General features: G+C 47.2%; 20 protein-coding genes. 7 read left to right on the top strand and 13 right to left on the bottom strand.

The features are described from left to right. Nucleotides 1–271: 271 nt before the first annotated feature. Nucleotides 272–1,849 (bottom strand): hypothetical protein, encoded by a 1,578-nt coding sequence (locus AC1DXC_RS12400; RefSeq protein ID WP_477459460.1) that lies wholly within the window; start codon nt 1,847–1,849, stop codon nt 272–274. A 4-nt stretch (nt 1,850–1,853) separates the two neighbouring features. Then, nucleotides 1,854–2,726, bottom strand: coding sequence for an ABC transporter ATP-binding protein (locus AC1DXC_RS12405; protein ID WP_477459461.1), 873 nt, complete (start codon nt 2,724–2,726; stop codon nt 1,854–1,856). A 472-nt stretch (nt 2,727–3,198) separates the two neighbouring features. Between AC1DXC_RS12405 and AC1DXC_RS12410 the strand changes: the two genes are divergently transcribed. From AC1DXC_RS12410 to kdsA, 4 genes are all read left to right on the top strand, one after another. Beyond that, nucleotides 3,199–4,494, top strand: a complete 1,296-nt coding sequence (locus AC1DXC_RS12410; RefSeq protein ID WP_477459462.1) for a nucleotide sugar dehydrogenase — start codon at nt 3,199–3,201, stop codon at nt 4,492–4,494. A 277-nt stretch (nt 4,495–4,771) separates the two neighbouring features. Next, on the top strand, nt 4,772–5,707 hold the full coding sequence (locus AC1DXC_RS12415; RefSeq protein ID WP_477459463.1) for a KpsF/GutQ family sugar-phosphate isomerase: 936 nt from the start codon (nt 4,772–4,774) through the stop codon (nt 5,705–5,707). A 6-nt stretch (nt 5,708–5,713) separates the two neighbouring features. Then, the gene (gene kdsB, locus AC1DXC_RS12420; RefSeq protein WP_477459464.1) at nt 5,714–6,460 is read left to right on the top strand and encodes a 3-deoxy-manno-octulosonate cytidylyltransferase; all 747 of its coding nucleotides are present in this window, start codon (nt 5,714–5,716) and stop codon (nt 6,458–6,460) included. Continuing rightward, a complete protein-coding gene (gene kdsA, locus AC1DXC_RS12425) occupies nt 6,447–7,226 on the top strand; it encodes a 3-deoxy-8-phosphooctulonate synthase (protein ID WP_477459465.1) in 780 nt (259 codons plus the stop codon). The genes kdsB and kdsA overlap by 14 nt, the downstream gene beginning before the upstream one ends. 121 nt (nt 7,227–7,347) lie before the next feature. Here the strand turns inward: kdsA and AC1DXC_RS12430 are convergent, their stop codons facing one another. Together AC1DXC_RS12430 and AC1DXC_RS12435 are read right to left on the bottom strand one after the other, a co-directional pair. Beyond that, nucleotides 7,348–7,818: a nucleoside deaminase gene (locus AC1DXC_RS12430; protein ID WP_477459466.1), complete on the bottom strand. Its 471-nt coding sequence runs from the start codon at nt 7,816–7,818 to the stop codon at nt 7,348–7,350. 120 nt (nt 7,819–7,938) lie between these two features. Then, nucleotides 7,939–8,535 (bottom strand): OmpH/Skp family outer membrane protein, encoded by a 597-nt coding sequence (locus AC1DXC_RS12435; RefSeq protein ID WP_477459467.1) that lies wholly within the window; start codon nt 8,533–8,535, stop codon nt 7,939–7,941. Nucleotides 8,536–8,854: 319 nt separating this feature from the next. Here AC1DXC_RS12435 and gyrB point away from each other — a divergent pair, with 319 nt between their 5' ends. Continuing rightward, nucleotides 8,855–10,813 carry a DNA topoisomerase (ATP-hydrolyzing) subunit B gene (gene gyrB / locus AC1DXC_RS12440; protein ID WP_477459468.1) on the top strand — a complete coding sequence of 653 codons (1,959 nt, stop codon included), beginning with the start codon at nt 8,855–8,857 and terminating at the stop codon, nt 10,811–10,813. Nucleotides 10,814–11,006: 193 nt separating this feature from the next. Here gyrB and AC1DXC_RS12445 read toward each other — a convergent pair whose 3' ends face one another. The 3 genes from AC1DXC_RS12445 to AC1DXC_RS12455 are packed head-to-tail and all read right to left on the bottom strand — an operon-like array spanning nt 11,007 to nt 13,149. Continuing rightward, nucleotides 11,007–11,519, bottom strand: a complete 513-nt coding sequence (locus AC1DXC_RS12445) for a shikimate kinase (protein WP_477459469.1) — start codon at nt 11,517–11,519, stop codon at nt 11,007–11,009. Continuing rightward, nucleotides 11,516–12,670 carry a BT_3928 family protein gene (locus AC1DXC_RS12450; protein ID WP_477459470.1) on the bottom strand — a complete coding sequence of 385 codons (1,155 nt, stop codon included), beginning with the start codon at nt 12,668–12,670 and terminating at the stop codon, nt 11,516–11,518. Before AC1DXC_RS12450 ends, AC1DXC_RS12445 begins: the two co-directional genes overlap by 4 nt. Beyond that, nucleotides 12,667–13,149: a DUF1599 domain-containing protein gene (locus tag AC1DXC_RS12455; protein ID WP_477459713.1), complete on the bottom strand. Its 483-nt coding sequence runs from the start codon at nt 13,147–13,149 to the stop codon at nt 12,667–12,669. The genes AC1DXC_RS12450 and AC1DXC_RS12455 overlap by 4 nt, the downstream gene beginning before the upstream one ends. A gap of 200 nt (nt 13,150–13,349) precedes the next feature. On the opposite strand from AC1DXC_RS12455, the gene folP reads away from it, so the two are divergent. Further along, nucleotides 13,350–14,222: a dihydropteroate synthase gene (gene folP / locus AC1DXC_RS12460; RefSeq protein WP_477459471.1), complete on the top strand. Its 873-nt coding sequence runs from the start codon at nt 13,350–13,352 to the stop codon at nt 14,220–14,222. Next, nucleotides 14,209–14,688, top strand: a complete 480-nt coding sequence (locus AC1DXC_RS12465) for an N-acetyltransferase family protein (RefSeq protein WP_477459472.1) — start codon at nt 14,209–14,211, stop codon at nt 14,686–14,688. The genes folP and AC1DXC_RS12465 overlap by 14 nt, the downstream gene beginning before the upstream one ends. Nucleotides 14,689–14,696: 8 nt before the next feature. Here the strand turns inward: AC1DXC_RS12465 and AC1DXC_RS12470 are convergent, their stop codons facing one another. The 6 genes from AC1DXC_RS12470 to lptB form a co-directional block, all read right to left on the bottom strand. Beyond that, complete coding sequence (locus AC1DXC_RS12470) at nt 14,697–15,095, bottom strand: hypothetical protein (protein WP_477459473.1); 399 nt, start codon at nt 15,093–15,095, stop codon at nt 14,697–14,699. A gap of 22 nt (nt 15,096–15,117) precedes the next feature. After that, nucleotides 15,118–15,507 (bottom strand): hypothetical protein, encoded by a 390-nt coding sequence (locus tag AC1DXC_RS12475; RefSeq protein WP_477459474.1) that lies wholly within the window; start codon nt 15,505–15,507, stop codon nt 15,118–15,120. A 17-nt stretch (nt 15,508–15,524) separates the two neighbouring features. Then, nucleotides 15,525–15,908 (bottom strand): hypothetical protein, encoded by a 384-nt coding sequence (locus AC1DXC_RS12480; RefSeq protein ID WP_477459475.1) that lies wholly within the window; start codon nt 15,906–15,908, stop codon nt 15,525–15,527. 21 nt (nt 15,909–15,929) lie between these two features. Further along, the gene (locus AC1DXC_RS12485) at nt 15,930–16,319 is read right to left on the bottom strand and encodes a hypothetical protein (protein ID WP_477459476.1); all 390 of its coding nucleotides are present in this window, start codon (nt 16,317–16,319) and stop codon (nt 15,930–15,932) included. A 57-nt stretch (nt 16,320–16,376) separates the two neighbouring features. Continuing rightward, a complete protein-coding gene (locus tag AC1DXC_RS12490) occupies nt 16,377–17,912 on the bottom strand; it encodes a GH3 auxin-responsive promoter family protein (RefSeq protein ID WP_477459477.1) in 1,536 nt (511 codons plus the stop codon). A gap of 99 nt (nt 17,913–18,011) precedes the next feature. Further along, the gene (lptB, locus tag AC1DXC_RS12495) at nt 18,012–18,752 is read right to left on the bottom strand and encodes an LPS export ABC transporter ATP-binding protein (RefSeq protein ID WP_477459478.1); all 741 of its coding nucleotides are present in this window, start codon (nt 18,750–18,752) and stop codon (nt 18,012–18,014) included. Nucleotides 18,753–18,762 lie beyond the last annotated feature (10 nt).

An 18,762-nucleotide genomic window follows, 5' to 3' on the forward strand; every position in this document is an offset into this window, starting at 1 on the left:
AATATATTGCCTGGGTGGGTGTGATTTTTATTGTAACAAAACCGAACGATAAGGCGTGCGGTTTTGGAGGGCTGATGACCAAATCTTTTTAGGTAAAGTTAGGCGCATTTGGTGGCTTGATATACTTAAGCACGAACCCGGCGAGGCACCAGTAACAGCCTTGCAAGTGAGATGGTACCGGCCGCCCCACCAAACGCGACCGCCGCGAAACGGACGAACTGAAGGATGATCTTTTCGAGAAGCCGGAGGAGGGGAAAGAGGGATAAGTACCTTACAAATGCCCTGCCTGGTACTTCCTCGCCGAAAAGCTAATCAGCAATAAGGCCAAAATAATGGCTGAAAGAATGCCGGTGAAAGCCAGGGTGTGGTGCTGCGGTAAACTGCCCATGTAGTCGGCCAATGCCAAGCTATTCACAAGGGTATAGGTGAGCAGGAAAAAGATAACCTCGAACAATTTTTTGCCGCCACTCAAAATACCCGTGCACACGGCCAGCGACACCACAAATAAGGCCCCAATGATCGTGTTGATGATTGATATGCCATCCATCACTATAACGTATCGCAACACCAGTGGGAACGCCAGTGCCATAGCTAACAAGAAACCGGCTATTATTTGAGCGGGTAACATTCGTTGTAAGGGCTTGTAAGATGCGTAAGTGAAATAATGAAGCCGGTTGGTCTTTTCCTTCGTCACCAATTCCGACCAGCGGGTTACCTGTAAAAACCACAAAGCCGGGAGCAGGTACAAAGACGCTATAGGTAATGGCGCAAAAAGCATACTTAGGCTTAGGCCTATACTAGGCAACCATAACCATTTGTTTCCTTGCCTTATGAGCAATAACAACTCGGTTTTGATAAAGGGCACTATGCTGTAATTAAAAACTACCGGTGGCAACAAAGCACTGCTTATACCAGCCGGAATAACGGCGAATCCTTCATCATCCGGCATTACCGCTGCCCGCTTTTTCTTTTTGCCGGCTGCTTTCTTAAAATCAAACCGGTGAAAAAAGAAGGAGGAAAGGTAAACCAGTGCTACCGCAAAACTCATCCACAGCAAGCGGCTAAAAATAAATAGAGCGGTCCAGTTGATGCCGTTCCAGGTGATTAACTGAAAGGGTCGGCGCTTGCTAAATATAAATCCGAATGATACTTGTTCTATATGCTGATGGAACCGGGTGTTTATCTCGCTTTTAATACTGCCTGTAACCAGGCTTAAACCAAAAGGATCCAAAAAGCCGCTGGGAGGCTCTGCGCTTTTGGTATTAAGAGAAGAAAGCGCAGCCCCGCAAAGGAAGAAGTATATGATAAATTGCAGTATGCTGCGCTTCCCTAAAAACACTTCGGCCACTACCGCTAATGCAGCTACCAGGAACATGGCCGGCAATACAAAAAGCAAATACGGTAGTATAAAGTGAGCCAGAACAAGCGGATACCCGGCCCCGCGCGCGAAGAACATGAGTATGCTTACCGCAAATGTGCAAACGGCAATGGTACAAAGCACAACAAAGTTGCTCAGTTGTTTGGCCAGCAGGTAGCTGAAATTAGAAATAGGCGTGGCAGCAATAATTAAACCTACTTCGGTATCGATATCTCTTTTAATGCTGTTATTTACCAGCAGGAAACCGTAAAATGATAGCATTACAGCGGTCATGGTGGCTGATATATAACCAACCCATGCGGCGTTATAAACACTTTTGAACCCAACAGCGCTCAAAGTTGTGTACGAAGCGCTTACGGGCGGCACAAACAGGTAAGCCACATAAATGGTAATAGCCAGTGTAAGTAAAAAGGCATAGCTGCGGGTACGCTGCAGGTAATCGGCCTTTACAATGCTGTAAATGTATTGCATCGGCTTAAGCGTTATGTTGCGTTAACAATAAGTAGGCATCTTCTAAACCTGCGTCCACAGGCCTGGATGCAGCAACGTTATTCTGATCGGTGCTAATGTATCGTACCCTGGTACGGTCTTTTTGGCGGCTGGTATCAATAACCTTGTACTTTGTTTTAAATGCTGCTACTTCGCTACTCTCTAAAAGCACTTCAAATATTCGTCCCCTGGCCTGTTCAATAATATCGTGCTGGTAACCTTTGGTAATAAGTTTGCCGCTTTGCATAATGGCTACTTCATCGGCAATAGTTTCAATGTCTGATACGATGTGCGATGAAAGGATAATGATACAATCATCAGCCATCTCGCTGATGAGTTGCCTGAATCTAACCCGCTCTTCCGGATCGAGGCCTACCGTGGGCTCGTCAAATATGAGCACCTTAGGGTCGTTAAGGAGGGCCTGCGCAATGCCAACGCGTTGTTTCATGCCGCCGGAGTAGGTGCCGATAGGCTTTTTGGCATCGGCTGTCAGGTTAACACCTTCCAGCAGCATATCAATGCGCCGGCGCAGATCCTTGCCGCCCACGCCTTTCATGGCTGCAATATATTCTAAAAATTCATAGGCATTTAAATTGGGGTAAACGCCAAAATCCTGAGGCAGGTAGCCCAATACTTTACGGATGAAGTTGGGGTTGCTCACAATATCTACCCCATCTAAAAATATAGTGCCGCTGGTAGGCTGGCTAATGGTGGCAATTATCTTCATCAAGGTTGATTTACCGGCGCCATTAGGGCCAAGTAAACCTAATATGCCCTTATCAATAGTGATGGAATAATCTGATAACCCGGTTTTAGTTGCGTTATATTGCTTGGTAAGCCCCTTAATTTCTAATGCCATAGTTTGAAAATGAACGCTGCTATGACTTAGGCGTGCCCTGTCATGTTACATGAAGCGGAAAATAAACGCCGGTAGCATTGATTGCCTCATTCGGGAATCATTTCGAATTAGCAGGCGCAGGCATCATTTAACTTTTTCGAGAGCCGGAGGAAGAGTAGAGCATGTGGTTTATTTAACCGCAAAGAACGCAAAGATTTACTTGCTGATTAGCGCAAAGAATCACAAAGATTTGTTATAGTCCGTTACTGGCAATTGCGACAATAGTTTTATCAGCTATCAACTAAATTAATTTCTTTGCGGCTTAGCGCTTTTGCGTGAATTAATCGCCATTTAAATCTTTGTGCCCTTTGCGTTTTTTCTTTGCGTGCTTTGCGGTAAAATTAACCACAAGGGCAAACACAAATAATCCTTATTTTCGCTTTTTATACCACTCCCGCGCACAAAATGCGCCGGGATGCGTTAAATCACCTACATGAAAGAAAGCTACCCGGGCAAGGAACATAAAATTGCCATAATAGGTTTAGGCTACGTGGGCTTACCATTGGCCATAGAATTCGCCAAGAAATATAACGTATTAGGTTTCGACATCGACCAGCAGCGCATACTTGAACTTAGCCTGGGCACCGACCGCACCCACGAAGCGAACATCGACGACCTGCAACAGGTGCTTAAACATTCCGCCGATGCAGGCTTAAAGTTCTCATCTGATACCGAAGAATTGCGTAGCTGCAATACCTACATCGTCACCGTACCAACGCCAATAGATCAGTTTAAAGCACCCGATCTCGGTCCGCTGTTAAAAGCTTCCGAAATGCTCGGAAAATTGATGAAAAACGGCGATTTAATCATATACGAATCTACCGTGTACCCCGGCTGTACCGAGGAGGATTGCGTACCGGTACTGGAGCAAGCCTCGGGCTTAAAATATAACGAGGGCTTCTTTGTGGGCTACTCGCCGGAGCGCATCAACCCCGGCGATAAGGTAAATACGCTGGCCAAAATTAGGAAAGTAACCAGCGGCTCCACGCCCGAAGTTGCCGATAGGGTAGATGCCTTGTACGCCTCCATCATTACAGCAGGCACGCATAAGGCGCCGAGCATAAAGGTGGCAGAGGCCTCCAAAGCGATTGAGAACGCCCAGCGCGACGTGAATATCTCGTTCGTGAACGAACTGGCGTTGATATTCGACAGGATGGGCATCGACACCAATGACGTGCTGGATGCCGCAGGTACCAAATGGAATTTTTTGAGGTACAAACCCGGCCTGGTTGGTGGGCATTGCATAGGGGTAGACCCATACTATCTGGCGCATAAGGCCGAAGCATTGGGCTACCAGCCGCAGGTGATCCTCTCCGGCCGCCGCGTAAACGACGAGATGGGCAGTTTTGTCGCCGGTAAAGTAATTAAACTGCTTGTTGCAAAGGGGCACGATATAGGCAACATCAACGCGCTGGTGCTGGGCATCACTTTTAAAGAAAACTGTGCCGATGTGCGCAATAGCAAGGTGGTTGATATTTATACCGAACTGAAAGCCTTTGGACTGAACGTAGATGTGTACGATCCATGGGCCGATGCAGAGAAGGTGCAGCAGGAGTACCAGATAGAACTAACTGCGTCCATCGATAAAAAATACGATGCTATTATTTTAGCCGTAGCACACAATGAGTTTTTGGCCCTGGATTACTCGGTAATAATTAATGGCGAAACGAGTGTGATATATGATACCAAATCGGTTTTGCCGCGGGGTATTGTGGATGCGAGGTTATGATTATGATGAAGTGTAAGTGTTTCATTGCGCTTTAACCATTTTTTGCTATTTTATTTAAGCGGTTGGTGGTAAGTGTGTTATGGATTTTATATAAAGAATAGGGGTGTTCCAAAGTGTTCCGCTTAATTTAGTAAAGTGCTGGTAATTAAATAGATGAAAAAATAGGGCGTTCAACACGTATAGTGGAACACTTGATTGACATGCGCCGGCTTACTGCACTGCTGATGTTTGTTTTTTGAGTATTATTGCACGAAATTATACCCGCGCTTTTTAGCTAATGAAGAGTATCGCCCAAAAAGTATTTGATATCGAAATTGAGTCGCTGCAGCACGTAGCATCGATGATTGATGAACAGTTTTCGCAAGCGGTGGAAGCTATCCTGCGAAGTAAAGGCAAACTGGTGGTTTGCGGCATGGGCAAGAGCGGGCATATCGGCAAAAAGATCTCCGCTACGCTTACCAGCACCGGCACCCAAAGCTTTTTTATGCACCCTGCCGAGGCCTTCCATGGCGATTTGGGCATGGTAGGCGAACATGATATTATCCTCATCCTGTCCTACTCCGGCGAAACAGAAGAAGTACTGAAGCTTGTGCCTTTTTTGAAATGGCACAAGAATTTATCCATAGCTATTACCGGCAACCCAAATTCTACGCTGGCAAAAAACGCCACTTACCACTTAAATGTGGGGATCAAGCAAGAGGCCTGTCCGCTGGAACTGGCACCCACATCATCAACCACCGCAACCCTGGTAATGGGCGATGCTTTGGCCGTTGCGCTGATGACCGCAAGGGATTTTAGTCCCGATGATTTTGCGCGTTTCCACCCCGGCGGCCGCTTGGGCAGGAAGCTTTTAGTGAGGGTGAAGGACCTGATGCGTACCGATGCCCTGCCGTTTTTGGAGCCCGATGCCAATTTTACCCAGCTGATCATCCGCATGTCGGAAGGGAAGCTTGGCATGGTGGTATTAGGCTCTGCCGAAAAAGTTATCGGTGTAATAACAGATGGCGACCTGCGCCGTGGTTTGTTAAAGCATGCCGATATAAACCAATTGCCCGTGTCGGATATCATGAACCCGAACCCTATTACTGTGGGGGCGGATACGCTAGTCTATGATGCCGAAGCCATTATGCTGGAACGTAAAATAACAACCCTGTTGGTGCAAAATAACGAAGGCAAAATAACCGGCGTTTACCAAATATTCAACCAGGCATAAGGCGATATGAAAGCGATAATCGTAATACCCGCCCGCCTGAAATCAACCCGCCTGCCCGATAAGGTACTGCTGGATTTGGGCGGCAAACCCGTGATACAACGTGTGTACGAGGCCTGCATCAAGGCCAAGTTGCACCAGGAAGTTTGGATAGCCGCCGATAGCCAGTTGGTGTTTAACCTGTGCAAACAGTTTACGCCAAACGTAATCATGACCAAAGAAGAACACCCCAGCGGTACCGACCGTATTGCCGAGGTTGTGCAGCGCATCCCCTGCGATATCGTGGTGAATGTACAGGGTGATGAGCCATTCTTCGATGCCGATATTATAGACCGGCTGATCGCCGCCCTGCAGCAAAGCGATGCCCAAATGGCCAGCGTTTGCGCCCCTGTAGAAACGTTGGACGAACTACATAACCCCAACCTGGTAAAAGTGGTGACGGATGTTAATGGCTACGCGCTGTATTTTTCGAGGTTCAGGATACCGTACTCGCGCGATAAGGTTTTAGAAGAAGCCGACGCCTCGCTGTACAAAAAACATATGGGTGTGTACGCTTACCGGGCGGAGTTTTTGGCTAAGTTTATCCAATTGCCGCCGTCTTTTTTAGAAGGATCAGAAAAACTGGAGCAGCTGCGCGCGCTGGAAAATGGTTATAAAATTAAAATGATAGAAGTTGCAGGTTTCGAAAAAGGGATAGATACCCCGGAGGACCTTGAGCATGCACGAAAAAAAATAGAGAACAATGGCACTATATAAAAATATTACCGAAAAGCCCTTTTTTATTGTTGGCCCCTGCGTTATGGAAAACCAGGAACTGCTTTACACCGTTGCCGATAAGGTGGCAGAGATAAAAGCTAAATACCCCGTTACCGTGGTATTCAAATCCTCGTTTGATAAAGCCAACCGCACCAGCATCAGCGCTTATCGTGGTCCAGGTATAGAAAAAGGACTAGAGATGCTGAACAACGTGAAAGAGAAATTCGGGCTGGAGGTTACTACCGATATACACGAACCTTACCAGGCAGCCATAGCGGCCCAGGTGGTAGATATATTGCAGATACCGGCATTCCTTTGCCGCCAAACAGATTTGCTGGTAGCCGCCGCGCAAACCGGCAAGGTGGTAAACGTTAAAAAAGCCCAGTTTCTATCCGGGCAGGATATGTTTTACCCGGCGCAGAAAGTGAAAGAGGCGGGTAACGAGCAGATTATCCTCACCGAGCGCGGCAACTCGTTCGGCTATAATAATTTGGTTGTAGATTTCCGCAACATTGCCGATATGACGGCCTTTGGTTACCCCGTTTGTATGGACTGCACCCACTCGGTACAACGCCCAGGCGGCGCAGGCGGCAAAACCGGTGGCGACCGCAAATTTGTGCCCAATATGGCCCGCGCAGCCCGTGCTTTCGGCGCAAGCGGCTACTTCATCGAAACTCACCCAGATCCCGACCACGCCCTTAGCGATGGCCCGAACATGCTTTATTTAACGGATTTGGAAGAGTTGATCAAATCCTTGATAAGTTAATTTATCCCGCGTCATTTCGAGGCACGAAGCAATCTCTACGCATGAAGAGCCGCTATGCAAATCCGACCTGCTTATCGGGAGATTGCTTCGTGCCTCGCAATGACGTTGAGGAAGAAAAGTCCTAATACTCCGTCTTACCCTCCATACTCTCCCAAAGCTTAAACGCACTTTGGGCTTCTTTGCGCATCAACTGCACAAAGGGCATCCTGCGTTTCTCCATCGGCAAATCCAGTTCATCATAAATAAAATGGTCGTCAAAACCTATGGCTGCTGCATCGGCTTTGCTATTGGCGTAATATATTTTGCTGATTCGCGCCCAATAAATGGCACCGAGGCACATAGGGCAGGGCTCGCAGCTGGTATATATTTCGCAGCCTTCTAAATTAAATGTCCCCAGCTCCTGGCAGGCCAGGCGTATGGCCGATACCTCGGCATGGGCAGTCGGGTCGTTAGTGGGCACCACCTTATTGGCACTGCGGGCTATCACCATACCATCCTTTACCACCACTGCACCAAAGGGGCCACCCAATCCCTGCTTTACGTTGTATTCCGACAGGTCGATAGCCATCTGCATAAACTCCTCGTGTTTCATATTCTTGCGTTCTCTATAAATCAAAAAACCCCAACCAATGGCCGGGGTTTTGTTTTTATATTATTTGTTCCATTTCATCTGCATCCCGAACATTCGGGACACATCCGAAATCTGCACATCTTATTTCTTGTCTTTAGCGTAAGCTTCGTTCAGCCTTTTGATAACGTCTTTGGTTACATCCAGGCTTTCGTCACCAAATAAAACGGTAGTGTTTCCTTTTTGGAAAGTAAGCACCATTTTATAGCCTTTTTCTTTAGCGTAAGTTTTGGTAAACGCTACCAGTTTCTCGTAAAGTGCGTTGGTTTCGGTCAGTTGCTCTTGTTGCACTTGTGCACTGGCGTTTTGCTGCAATTGCTGAAACTCCTGATTTTTTTTCTGCAATTGCTGCTCAATAGCGGCACGTTGATCGGCAGGCATAGTTGCTGCGCTTTTCTGGTAATCGGCATACCGGCGTTGGAAAGCCTGTCCGACCGATTGTACCTCGTTATTGGCCGCTTTGCCTTTTTCTTCCAGGCGCTTGTTCATGTCTTTGATGTACTCGTATTGGCTAACCAACGAATCCTGGTTGATGTAAACAATTTCGGGGGTTCCGGTCACTGTAGAAGCGGGGGCAGTAGCGGGTTTATCAGCGGTTTTATTTTGATTGCAAGCAGCTAATCCTGCGGCAATGGCAATAACTAAAACTGATTTCGTAACAATAGAAGCCTTGATTTTCATTCTGTTTATCTAAAAAAATTTTGACAAAGATAAACTTTCGCAACAAGTTTCCTAATGCAGGATATGCAAATAGGCAGATGGGGAAATGTGCAGGTACAGATTACAGACGTGCAAATTACAGATGTGCAGACTTCTTTAGGCGAGGCTTCTAAGCAGCTTATGTAAACGACATTGATATGCAGGTAAAGAGGGGGATATGTTGAAAAAAAACATAATGCGGGCACCTTTTTGGACACTATGAATAGTGTATATGTGCTGCAAAATTCGTATTTTTGCTTGTTAAAACTCCACCCGGAGTGGTTATTGTTTTAGATAAATTATGAGCGAAGAAAAAGAGGATAAATCGAATTATTCAGCAGATAATATACAGGTTTTAGAAGGTTTAGAGGCTGTACGCAAAAGGCCCTCGATGTACATAGGCGATACGGGTGTTAAGGGTCTTCACCACCTGGTTTACGAGGTGGTTGATAACTCCATAGATGAGGCGCTTGCCGGGTATTGCGATACCATCAACGTTACTATTCACAAAGGCAATTCTATTACAGTTGTTGATAATGGCCGCGGTATCCCAACGGGTATCAACACCAAGGAGCAAAAATCGGCACTGGAAATCGTAATGACCGTGCTGCACGCCGGCGGTAAATTCGATAAGGACACCTACAAGGTTTCCGGCGGTTTGCACGGTGTGGGCGTAAGTTGCGTTAACGCATTATCGGTACACGTAAAAACGGTTGTTTATCGCGAAGGCAAAATATTTACGCAAGAGTATGAACGTGGTAAGCCGCTGTTCCCGGTTAAGGAAATCGGCGTATCTGATAGGACAGGTACCACCCAAACCTTCCAACCGGATGCAGAAATATTCACGCTGACCACCGAGTATAAGTTCGACACTTTAGCTACCCGTTTACGCGAGCTGGCTTTCTTGAATAAAGGCATCCGTTTAACGCTTACGGACGAGCGTGAGACCAACGACGATGGGACTTTTGTAAGCGAAGAGTTTTACTCTCAAGGCGGCCTTAGGGAGTTTGTGAAATACCTGGATGGAACCCGTGTGGCCATCATCCCGGATCCTATTTACCTGGAAGGTATTAAACAAGGCATCCCGGTTGAACTGGCTTTTCAGTATAACGATACCTATACCGAAAATGTGCACTCGTATGTAAACAACATCAATACCATTGAGGGTGGTACGCACGTGGCCGGCTTCAGGATGGGGCTTACCCGTACGTTGAAATCATATGCCGACAAATCGGGATTGCTAAAAAACATGAAAATCGAAATTACAGGTGATGACTTCCGCGAGGGGTTAACCGCCGTTATTTCGGTAAAAGTACAGGAACCTCAGTTTGAGGGGCAAACCAAAACCAAGTTGGGTAACAGCGAGGTGAGTGGTGCCGTTAACGTTGCCGTAGGCGAAATTTTGGGCAACTATCTCGAGGAAAACCCAAGGGAAGCCAAGATGATTGTGCAGAAGGTTATCCTTGCTGCAACTGCCCGTGCCGCTGCCCGTAAGGCGCGCGAAATGGTACAGCGCAAGAGCGTAATGAGCGGATCTGGCTTGCCGGGTAAATTATCCGATTGCGCCAATAACGACCCTGCATTGTGCGAACTATATCTGGTAGAGGGCGACTCGGCGGGTGGTACCGCTAAACAGGGCCGTAACCGCGAGTTCCAGGCGATATTACCATTGCGTGGTAAGATACTGAACGTGGAGAAAGCCATGGAGCACAAAATTTACGAGAATGAGGAAATAAAGAATATGTTCACCGGCTTGGGTGTAAGCATTGGTACACCCGAGGATGCTAAGGCATTGAACATTGCCAAGCTGCGCTACCATAAAATTGTAGTGATGACGGATGCGGACGTGGATGGGTCGCACATTACCACGCTGATCCTGACTTTCTTCTTCCGTTATATGAAGGAGCTGATAGAGTACGGCTACATATACATTGCTTCGCCGCCGCTTTACCAGGTAAAAAAAGGTAAGGAGTTTGAATACTGCTGGACTGACGAGCAGCGTGATACCGCCATCCAGCGCCTTAAAGGTGCCGGTAAAGAAGATAGCGTACACGTACAACGTTATAAAGGTTTGGGCGAGATGAACGCCGAGCAGCTATGGGATACCACCATGAACCCGGCTAACCGTACCCTCAAAAAAGTAAGCATAGAAAACGCCGCCGAGTGCGACCATACCTTCAGCATGCTGATGGGTGATGAGGTTGCCCCCCGCCGTGAATTTATAGAACGCAACGCCAAATACGCACGTATAGACACGTAGTAGATGTGCAGATTACAGATGTGCAAATGCCTTTAATATTCGGCCCCGCTTTGAGAAGAGCGGGGCTTTTTTGTGGTCTGAACTTTGTCTGAACTCGAATTTTAGGGAATTTTCGGAATGCGCAGAATTAGTAATTAATCCAGCATAATTCTGTCAATTCAATAAATTCCTTAAGATTCGAGTTCAGACAACCTTACTTCACGTCCAGTCCGACTGTTTTGATCAGGTTTTCTACACTCATATCTATACCATCCACGTGGTGCGTGGCTTGCAAGTAAAAGCTTTCGCGCTCGGCCAATTTGTGTTCGATAAAGGCTACCAGTTCTTCGCCTTTTTTGCCCTGCAGTACAGGGCGGGGTGTTTTGGCGTTCTCCAAACGCGAAGCCAGTCCGCGCGGCGATAGTTGTATATAGAGCGTTTGCCCGTGGCTGTTCATCCAATCCATATGATCGAAAAAGCAGGGGAGGCCGCCGCCTGTAGATACGATAACGTTTTCGGGGTACTCGGTTTGTTTTAGCACTTCCGATTCCAGCTTACGGAAGGCTTCTTCGCCATGACTGGCAAAGTATTCGGCAATGGTGCAGCCTACTTGGGCTTCCAATACGTGGTCCAAATCTATAAAGGCATAACCTAAACCCGCTGCCAGTTTTTTGCCCCAGCTGGTTTTGCCGCAGCCCATAAATCCTATTAAAAATACGCGGTTCATTGCTTGCTAAAATATTCCTTGTTCAGGTTTTCGTAGGTGGGCAGGTTGTGGTAATGCCATTTGTTTATTACTGTGCCGTTTTTTAACAGGATAATACCCGGGTTGGCGCGTACCATGCTCTTCAACGGAACGCCATCGGCATAAAATAATTCGCTCACCAGGCTGTTCTTTTTGGCAAATGCTTCTGCGCTTTGCGGCGGGGTTGAGCTGAGAAGTATGGTACGCGTATTATAGTTTTGATGCAGGTTGGCGGCCAGTGCATTGATGCGGCCGATGGCCTCCAGGTTGGTCTCATCAAGCTTATCGGCTACGATGAGGAGGCTATAAAACGGGTTGGAAAGCAATTCCTTGTTGTAGTTAGTTCCCTGAGCATCCTGCATGTTTAGGTCGCGTATCTTTGGTTCGAAGCCTTTACTAATCAACCTGTTTTCGGGGTTGGGTCCTATTTCCCAGTTGGTATCTTTCCAGATGGCTGGAGTTTTAAGGTATTCTTTATCGGTCATTAACTTAGTCTCGCCGGTCTTTTTGTTTTTGAGGTGATAGATTATCTCGTAAACATCGGCAGGCGCGTTTGGCGGCGTTTGCATCTCTTCCAGAATATTCGCGCCTATTTTATACGGCAAAAAGTCTATTATCGGCAAGAAGTTGTAGGTGTATAAGCCAAAACCTATTGAGATTATGGCGGCACCAATCAGCAGCTTATCGCCGGTTTTGGCGTTTACCATCGGGCGGATAGCTTTGCGGTTTAAGAATAGCACCAGCACCAATGCCAGCAAAACCATATCCTTGCTGAACGATTGCCATGGCGTAAGCGGGATGGCATCGCCAAAGCAACCGCAGGTTTGTACTACCTTAAAGTAGGCCGAGTAAAAGGTAAGAAAACCGAAGAATACGATAAGCAATAACAAGCCCCAAACAACCGTAACGGCGCGAGTGCCAACCAGTAGTGCGAAACCCAGCAGCATTTCCAGCGCGCAAAGGATGATGGCTGCGCTGAGCGCAAATCCGTTTAATGATGTAAGGTGGAACACCTCGAAGTATTCTTCCAGCTTATAGGAGAAGCCCAATGGGTCGTTGGCTTTTATCAGACCGGAGAAGATGAACAGCAAACCTACGGCTATCCGGCATAACCATATCAACCCGTTTTTCATGCTGCTCCCAATTTTATCAGTGCAAAAACCGAGTAATTCAGCATATCCTGGTAGTTGGCTTTTACGCCCTCGGATGCCAGCGTTTGGCCCTGGTTATCTTCGATTTGCTTTACGCGGAGTATCTTCATCAGTATCAGATCGGTAAGGCTGCTGATGCGCATATCGCGCCAGGCCTCGCCGTAATCGTGGTTCTTGGCAAACATTAGTTCCTCCGTTTCTTTTGCTTTCTCATCGAATAATCGCTCTACATGTTCGGGCGATAATTCGTAGGGTGTTTCGTCGGTACTATCCAGTTGCATCATGGCAATGAGGCAATAATTTACAATGCCGATGTATTCGCCGGTGATATCGTCGCCTACTTTAGATACCTTCTTTTCTTCGAGCGTGCGGATGCGCTGCGCCTTGATGAATATCTGGTCGGTGATGGATGAAGGCCTTAAAATGCGCCAGGCGGTGCCGTAATCGCGGGTCTTTTTCATAAAAAGGCCCTTGCACAGGTCAATAACGGCTTTATATTCGGTTGCGGTGTTGCTCAAGAGTGTTGTAAAGTTGAAATTTTGCCAAGACGTTTTAAAGTTGGAATGTTGTAAGGTTGAAATGTTTGTATTTAACGCAGAGAGTACTGGCAAAGTCGATTAACTTTACAACTTTAAAACATTTCAACCTTCCAACAAATCCAGTGGCTAAAGATACATTTTTTCAGAAAAAATTAAGCCTGAACGCCGGTGGCAAATTGATAGACTTATCAACTCCGAAAGTGATGGGCATTATCAACATCACGCCCGATTCGTTTTTTGCAGGCAGCAGGGTGACCGATACCACGTCGGTGCTGCAGCAGGCCAAAAAAATGCTGGCCGATGGCGCTACGTTCCTTGATTTGGGGGCATACTCATCCCGCCCGGGGGCAGTAGATATTTCGGTTGAGGAAGAAACAGAAAGGTTATTGCCTGCTGTTGAAGCCATTGCAAGAGATTTTCCGGAGGCTATTATGTCCGTCGATACTTTCCGCGCAAGCATAGCCGAAGCGGCTGTAAAAGCGGGCGCGCATATCATCAACGATATATCGGGCGGCAGCCTGGATGCTGATATGTTTGCCACGGTGGCCCGCCTCCAGGTGCCTTATATATTGATGCACATGAAAGGCACGCCGCAAACCATGGTGCGGCAGGCCCAATACGATGATGTTTTTGCCGAAGTGTACGATTACTTCGTGAAGAAAATATACCATTTGAGGCAATTGGGCCTGCACGATATCATCCTCGATCCTGGCTTCGGCTTTGCCAAAACTGCGGAACAGGGCTACGAACTGATGGGCTGCATGCAGCAATTCGAAAGGCTTCAGTTGCCGGTGCTGGCAGGTATCTCGCGCAAGCGGATGATATACGGCTTGCTGGGTAGCACTGCCGAGGATGCGTTGAACGGCACCACTGCCTTAAACACCATCGCCCTTACCAAAGGCGCAAACATATTGCGTGTGCACGATGTAAAGGAAGCAGTAGAAGCAGTAAAAATATGGTACGCCTGTAACGGAGATTGGAATGATACGGATTGAGACAGCCAGCGAAGCGGATATCCCCCAAATTACCAGCGTGGAGATAGCAAGTAAACTGCAATCATTTCCTGATTTGGTTGAAGATGTTGACATAGATTACCCTACCCGCGAGTACCGTTGGAAGACTTATTTTGCGGAGCAGTCGCCGGTAAGCGCCCGGCCAGAACGCGTCGTATTTAAGGTGATTGCCGATGATGAGATGATAGGTTATATAGCTGTACACCTCACCACCAGGTATGATATGGATGCTGAAATACAATCCTTGTATGTTTTGAAACAATACCAGCGGATGGGTATCGGGCTTAACCTTTTCAACGCTGCGCTTGAATGGCTAAAAAAACTTGGAGCGGGTAGCTTGTGCGTAGGGGTATCACCCGGCAACCCTTACCAATACTTTTATCTTAAGCATGGCGGCGACTACCTTAACCAGCATTGGATATTTTGGGGAAATATCGACGAGGTGTAAAAAGGGCTTTATTTTATCCTTTTGTAATCCGCGGCGATATTGTCTGTAATATCGGTACCCAAGGTAAGCGTATCGCCGTGTAACTTTGCTTCTGTGCCGTAAGTATCAGCATCGAAATAAATCCTGTCGTAAACAATATTGCCATAAATAAAGGCATTTTTTGTTATCCTGAATTTCCCCGCCGAGGTCTGCGCCCCTTTCACAAACATTTTATAAGTGCTATCGGCATTCAGCTGTAGGAGGCTTTGGTTACCCGCCGGATATTTTTCGCTAATGCCGGCAATGCCGCCATATCTGGCACGTAACTCAAAGGTGCCGTTGTAACCGGTAGATGTAACCGGCAAGTCTGCTTTTTTACAGGATGCAAAAACTGCAATAGCCGTTAGTATGTACAGGAAATTCTTCATGATGATTTATTGAAGGGTTATACTATTTCACTCTATGGTACTCGTAGGATGGCCCATCAAAAGCCGACGTGCCGATGGTTATTGTATTAGGCGTTTCTGCCCAAGCATCATGGTAATCGGGGTTGGTGAGCGTAACGGTACCGAACTTTACGGTATCTTGTGTTTCAATAATCCTAATGCTGAATTTGCCGCTGGCGACTACTTTATTATCAAGATATTTTATGTAGGTGCTGTCGCTGTTGAATTGGTACATATTTCCGCTGTTTGTAACGCGAACCGAGGGGCGCAAGCCGCCACTTACCCAAGCCAGTTCCCACTTGCCAAAAAGCCCGGAGTTGACTTTAGGGTTCCCTTCTTTTTTGCAGGCTAGCATGCAAATCAATACAGCAATAAATAACAACCCCTTTTTCATCGTAAAAACTTTACAGGTTAATTTAACTTAACGTAAACATGAGAGATACCGGTAGGGCTGGCTACCCCCAAAATAAGCGTATCACTGGTCAATTTAAACGAATCTGAATAGCTATCGCTGGTAAGCACTATCCTGCCGTAAGTGCTGGCGCTTGTCCTGTCGGAGATTTGGACATGGTATTGGCCGGTGGCGGAAACGGCGTTGTTAACGTATCTCGCAAAAGTACTATCGGCCTTAAACTCATAAACATTTCCATTACCTGCGGGTGTAGCCGGCAGGCCGCCTCCTGTGCTGTGACGCAGCTCCCATTTCCCAACGATGCTATAAGCCGGGGCTGTTTTTTCCTTTTTGCACGACGCCAAAACGGCTACCAGCGCAATAAAAAACAATGCTTTTTTCATATCCTGTTTTGCTTTAGTCTACTACTTTAGTTTAACGTAATCAGCAGCAATGCCATCGGTTATAGTAGTACCAATGGTAATAGTATCGCCTTTTATTCTGAAAGCCTCGGGGTAATCCGGGTTATCGAAAGCCATTGAGCCGTACCTGGCGCCGTTTTCGGCACCGGTGATCTTAATATGGTAAACGCCACTGGCGACAACGGCGCCGTCGGCATATCGTATATAGGTACTGTCGCTTTTAAACTGGAAGATACGGCCGTTTCCGGCCGGGAATTTATCGTAATGATAGCTGAAGCCGCCATAGCTTGCCCGCAATTCGTATTTGCCAAATACGCTGGCGTTAACCGCACCTTCCTTTTCGCAGGCGGATAATGTGGTGGCAATAGCAATCAACAGTAAAGCCCTCTTCATAAGCAATTGGTTTTATTACTATTACGGGCGTTTCTTGGTAAACGCTACAACAGGTGTTTAATTTTTAGAAGGCACTACTACACCATCCAACATTTTCAATATCGAATCGATGTACTCTCGGTTGTTGGCAAGGCGGGGTACTTTGTGCTGCCCGCCAATTTTGCCTTTCAATTTCATCCAATTGAAGAATGTACCTTCGGCAACCTTGCGCACCTGGGGGCGGCGCAGGGCCATATCTTTAAAACGTTTGGCATCGTAATCGGAGTTTATACGGCGGAGGGTTAGGTCTAGCAAGTCTACAAAACGCTCGAATTCAGCTGGTTTCTTCTCGAATTCGATCAGCCACTCGTGCGCGCCGCATTGGTCGCCATTAAAGTACACCGGTGCGGCGGTATAATCACGGATGATGGCACCTGTCAGCGAGCAGGCTTCGGCCAGGGCGCGTTCGGCGTTGTCTATGATGAGTTCTTCGCCAAAAGCGTTTATAAAATGCTTGGTGCGGCCGGTAATGGCGATGCGATAGGGCGCAAGCGAGGTGAATTTTACGGTATCGCCGATTAAATACCGCCAAAGACCGGCATTGGTACTGATGATAAGCGCGTAGTTCTTATCCAACTCTACCTCATCAAGCGTAAGGGTTTTGGGGTCTTCATGGTGCAGGTATTCCAGCGGCATAAATTCGTAGAAGATGCCATAATCCAGCATCAGCAGCATATCGCCGGGCTCTTCCAGATCTTGTATGCCAAAGAAACCCTCTGATGCATTGTAGGTTTCCAGGTAGTACATATCCGTGTTGGGTATCAACTTCCTGAACTGCTCGCGGTAGGGCGTAAAGTTTACCGCGCCATGAAAGTAAAGCTCCAGGTTGGGCCATACCTCCAACAGGTTGCTTTTGCCCGTAATCTCCAGGATGCGCTTAAACAGCAATATGTTCCAGGTGGGCACGCCGCTGATGCTGGTTACATTTACATCCTTGGTAGCGTGCGCCATCTTCTCAATCTTCTCTTCAAAGTTTTCCAACAGGGCGATATCCAAATGCGGGGTGCGGTAAAACTCGGCCCAAAGGGGCAGATTTTTCATGATTACCGCTGATAGATCGCCGAAAGAAGTATCGGCATTTAGCTGACCTATTTGGTGGCTGCCGCCAAGGGTTAAACTTTTGCCGGTGAAAATGCGGGCGTTGGGGCGGTTGTTGAAGTATATGGTAAGCATATCCTTGCCACCTTTAAAATGGCATTCTTCCAACGATTCCTCGCTTACGGGGATAAACTTGCTGCGATCGCTGGTGGTGCCCGATGATTTGGCAAACCAGCGTATCTCAGATGGCCATAGTACGTTTTGCTCGCCCTTCAGCATCCGCTCGATATAGGGTTTCAGCGTATCGTAATTTTGGATAGGCACCTGCCGCTTAAAATCGGCCAGGTTCTCGATGCTTTTGTAGTGGTGCTGTTTGCCCCATTCGGTATTTTCTGCACCGGCCACAAGTTGCTCAAACCATTCTTCCTGCACTTCGTTCGGATATTTCATAAAAAGCTCTATCTGGTGGATACGCTTTTTCATGAACCAGGTAAAAACAGAGTTTATAATGGCCATAAATTGGACAATTGGTTGCGTTTAATTACATCCCGCTATCCAGTCACATTATTGCGAATAGAACTTGCGGATAGAAATGCAGATTAAAACTAAAGAAAATTATTGAGCAAAGGTTTTTCTTTTCAATACAAAATTAGCACCGAGGTAAACTTTACGCACCATCTCGTTGGCAGCCAGTACTTCGGGTACGCCCGATTCCAGTATCTTGCCCTCGAAAAGCAGGTACGCTCTGTCGGTTATTGAGAGGGTCTCCTGTACGTTATGGTCGGTTATCAATATGCCAATGTTGCGATGCCTTAACTTGGCTACCATGGCTTGTATCTCTTCTACGGCGATAGGGTCTACGCCGGCGAAGGGCTCATCCAGCAGGATGAAGTTGGGTTCGGCAGCCAGGGCGCGGGCAATCTCTGTACGGCGGCGCTCGCCACCGCTAAGCAGGTCGCCGCGGTTCCTGCGCACCTTGTGCAGGCTAAATTCGTCTATCAGTTCTTCCAGTTTGTCGCGTTGCTTATCCTTAGGCATCTTGCCCATCTCCAGCACGGCTTTGATGTTATCTTCTACCGAAAGCTTGCGGAAAATCGATGCTTCCTGTGCCAGGTAGCCTATGCCTTTTTGTGCGCGGCGATACATGGGGTCGCCGGTTATCTCTTCATCGTCTAGATAAATCTGGCCTTCATTGGGTTTTACCAGCCCTACAATCATGTAAAAAGAGGTGGTTTTGCCGGCACCATTCGGCCCAAGCAGGCCTACTATCTCGCCCTGCGCTACGTTAAATGTTACATCGTTCACAACGCTGCGCTGCTTATATTTCTTTACTAAATTTTCTGCCCGAAGAATCATATTTCTAAAT

It is taken from the genome of Mucilaginibacter sp. P2_D11 (genome assembly GCF_056404435.1).

Coding starts and splice junctions, on each gene's coding strand:
- AC1DXC_RS12485 (WP_477459476.1), bottom strand. CDS start 16,319: ATGAAGAGGGCTTTACTGTTGATTGCTATTGCCACCACATTATCCGCC.
- kdsB (WP_477459464.1), top strand. CDS start 5,714: ATGAAAGCGATAATCGTAATACCCGCCCGCCTGAAATCAACCCGCCTG.
- AC1DXC_RS12435 (WP_477459467.1), bottom strand. CDS start 8,535: ATGAAAATCAAGGCTTCTATTGTTACGAAATCAGTTTTAGTTATTGCC.
- AC1DXC_RS12430 (WP_477459466.1), bottom strand. CDS start 7,818: ATGAAACACGAGGAGTTTATGCAGATGGCTATCGACCTGTCGGAATAC.
- AC1DXC_RS12470 (WP_477459473.1), bottom strand. CDS start 15,095: ATGAAGAATTTCCTGTACATACTAACGGCTATTGCAGTTTTTGCATCC.
- AC1DXC_RS12410 (WP_477459462.1), top strand. CDS start 3,199: ATGAAAGAAAGCTACCCGGGCAAGGAACATAAAATTGCCATAATAGGT.
- kdsA (WP_477459465.1), top strand. CDS start 6,447: ATGGCACTATATAAAAATATTACCGAAAAGCCCTTTTTTATTGTTGGC.
- AC1DXC_RS12480 (WP_477459475.1), bottom strand. CDS start 15,908: ATGAAAAAAGCATTGTTTTTTATTGCGCTGGTAGCCGTTTTGGCGTCG.
- AC1DXC_RS12450 (WP_477459470.1), bottom strand. CDS start 12,670: ATGAAAAACGGGTTGATATGGTTATGCCGGATAGCCGTAGGTTTGCTG.
- AC1DXC_RS12475 (WP_477459474.1), bottom strand. CDS start 15,507: ATGAAAAAGGGGTTGTTATTTATTGCTGTATTGATTTGCATGCTAGCC.
- lptB (WP_477459478.1), bottom strand. CDS start 18,752: ATGATTCTTCGGGCAGAAAATTTAGTAAAGAAATATAAGCAGCGCAGC.
- AC1DXC_RS12405 (WP_477459461.1), bottom strand. CDS start 2,726: ATGGCATTAGAAATTAAGGGGCTTACCAAGCAATATAACGCAACTAAA.
- AC1DXC_RS12490 (WP_477459477.1), bottom strand. CDS start 17,912: ATGGCCATTATAAACTCTGTTTTTACCTGGTTCATGAAAAAGCGTATC.
- AC1DXC_RS12415 (WP_477459463.1), top strand. CDS start 4,772: ATGAAGAGTATCGCCCAAAAAGTATTTGATATCGAAATTGAGTCGCTG.
- AC1DXC_RS12455 (WP_477459713.1), bottom strand. CDS start 13,149: ATGAAAAAGACCCGCGATTACGGCACCGCCTGGCGCATTTTAAGGCCT.
- AC1DXC_RS12465 (WP_477459472.1), top strand. CDS start 14,209: ATGATACGGATTGAGACAGCCAGCGAAGCGGATATCCCCCAAATTACC.
- gyrB (WP_477459468.1), top strand. CDS start 8,855: ATGAGCGAAGAAAAAGAGGATAAATCGAATTATTCAGCAGATAATATA.
- AC1DXC_RS12400 (WP_477459460.1), bottom strand. CDS start 1,849: ATGCAATACATTTACAGCATTGTAAAGGCCGATTACCTGCAGCGTACC.
- AC1DXC_RS12445 (WP_477459469.1), bottom strand. CDS start 11,519: ATGAACCGCGTATTTTTAATAGGATTTATGGGCTGCGGCAAAACCAGC.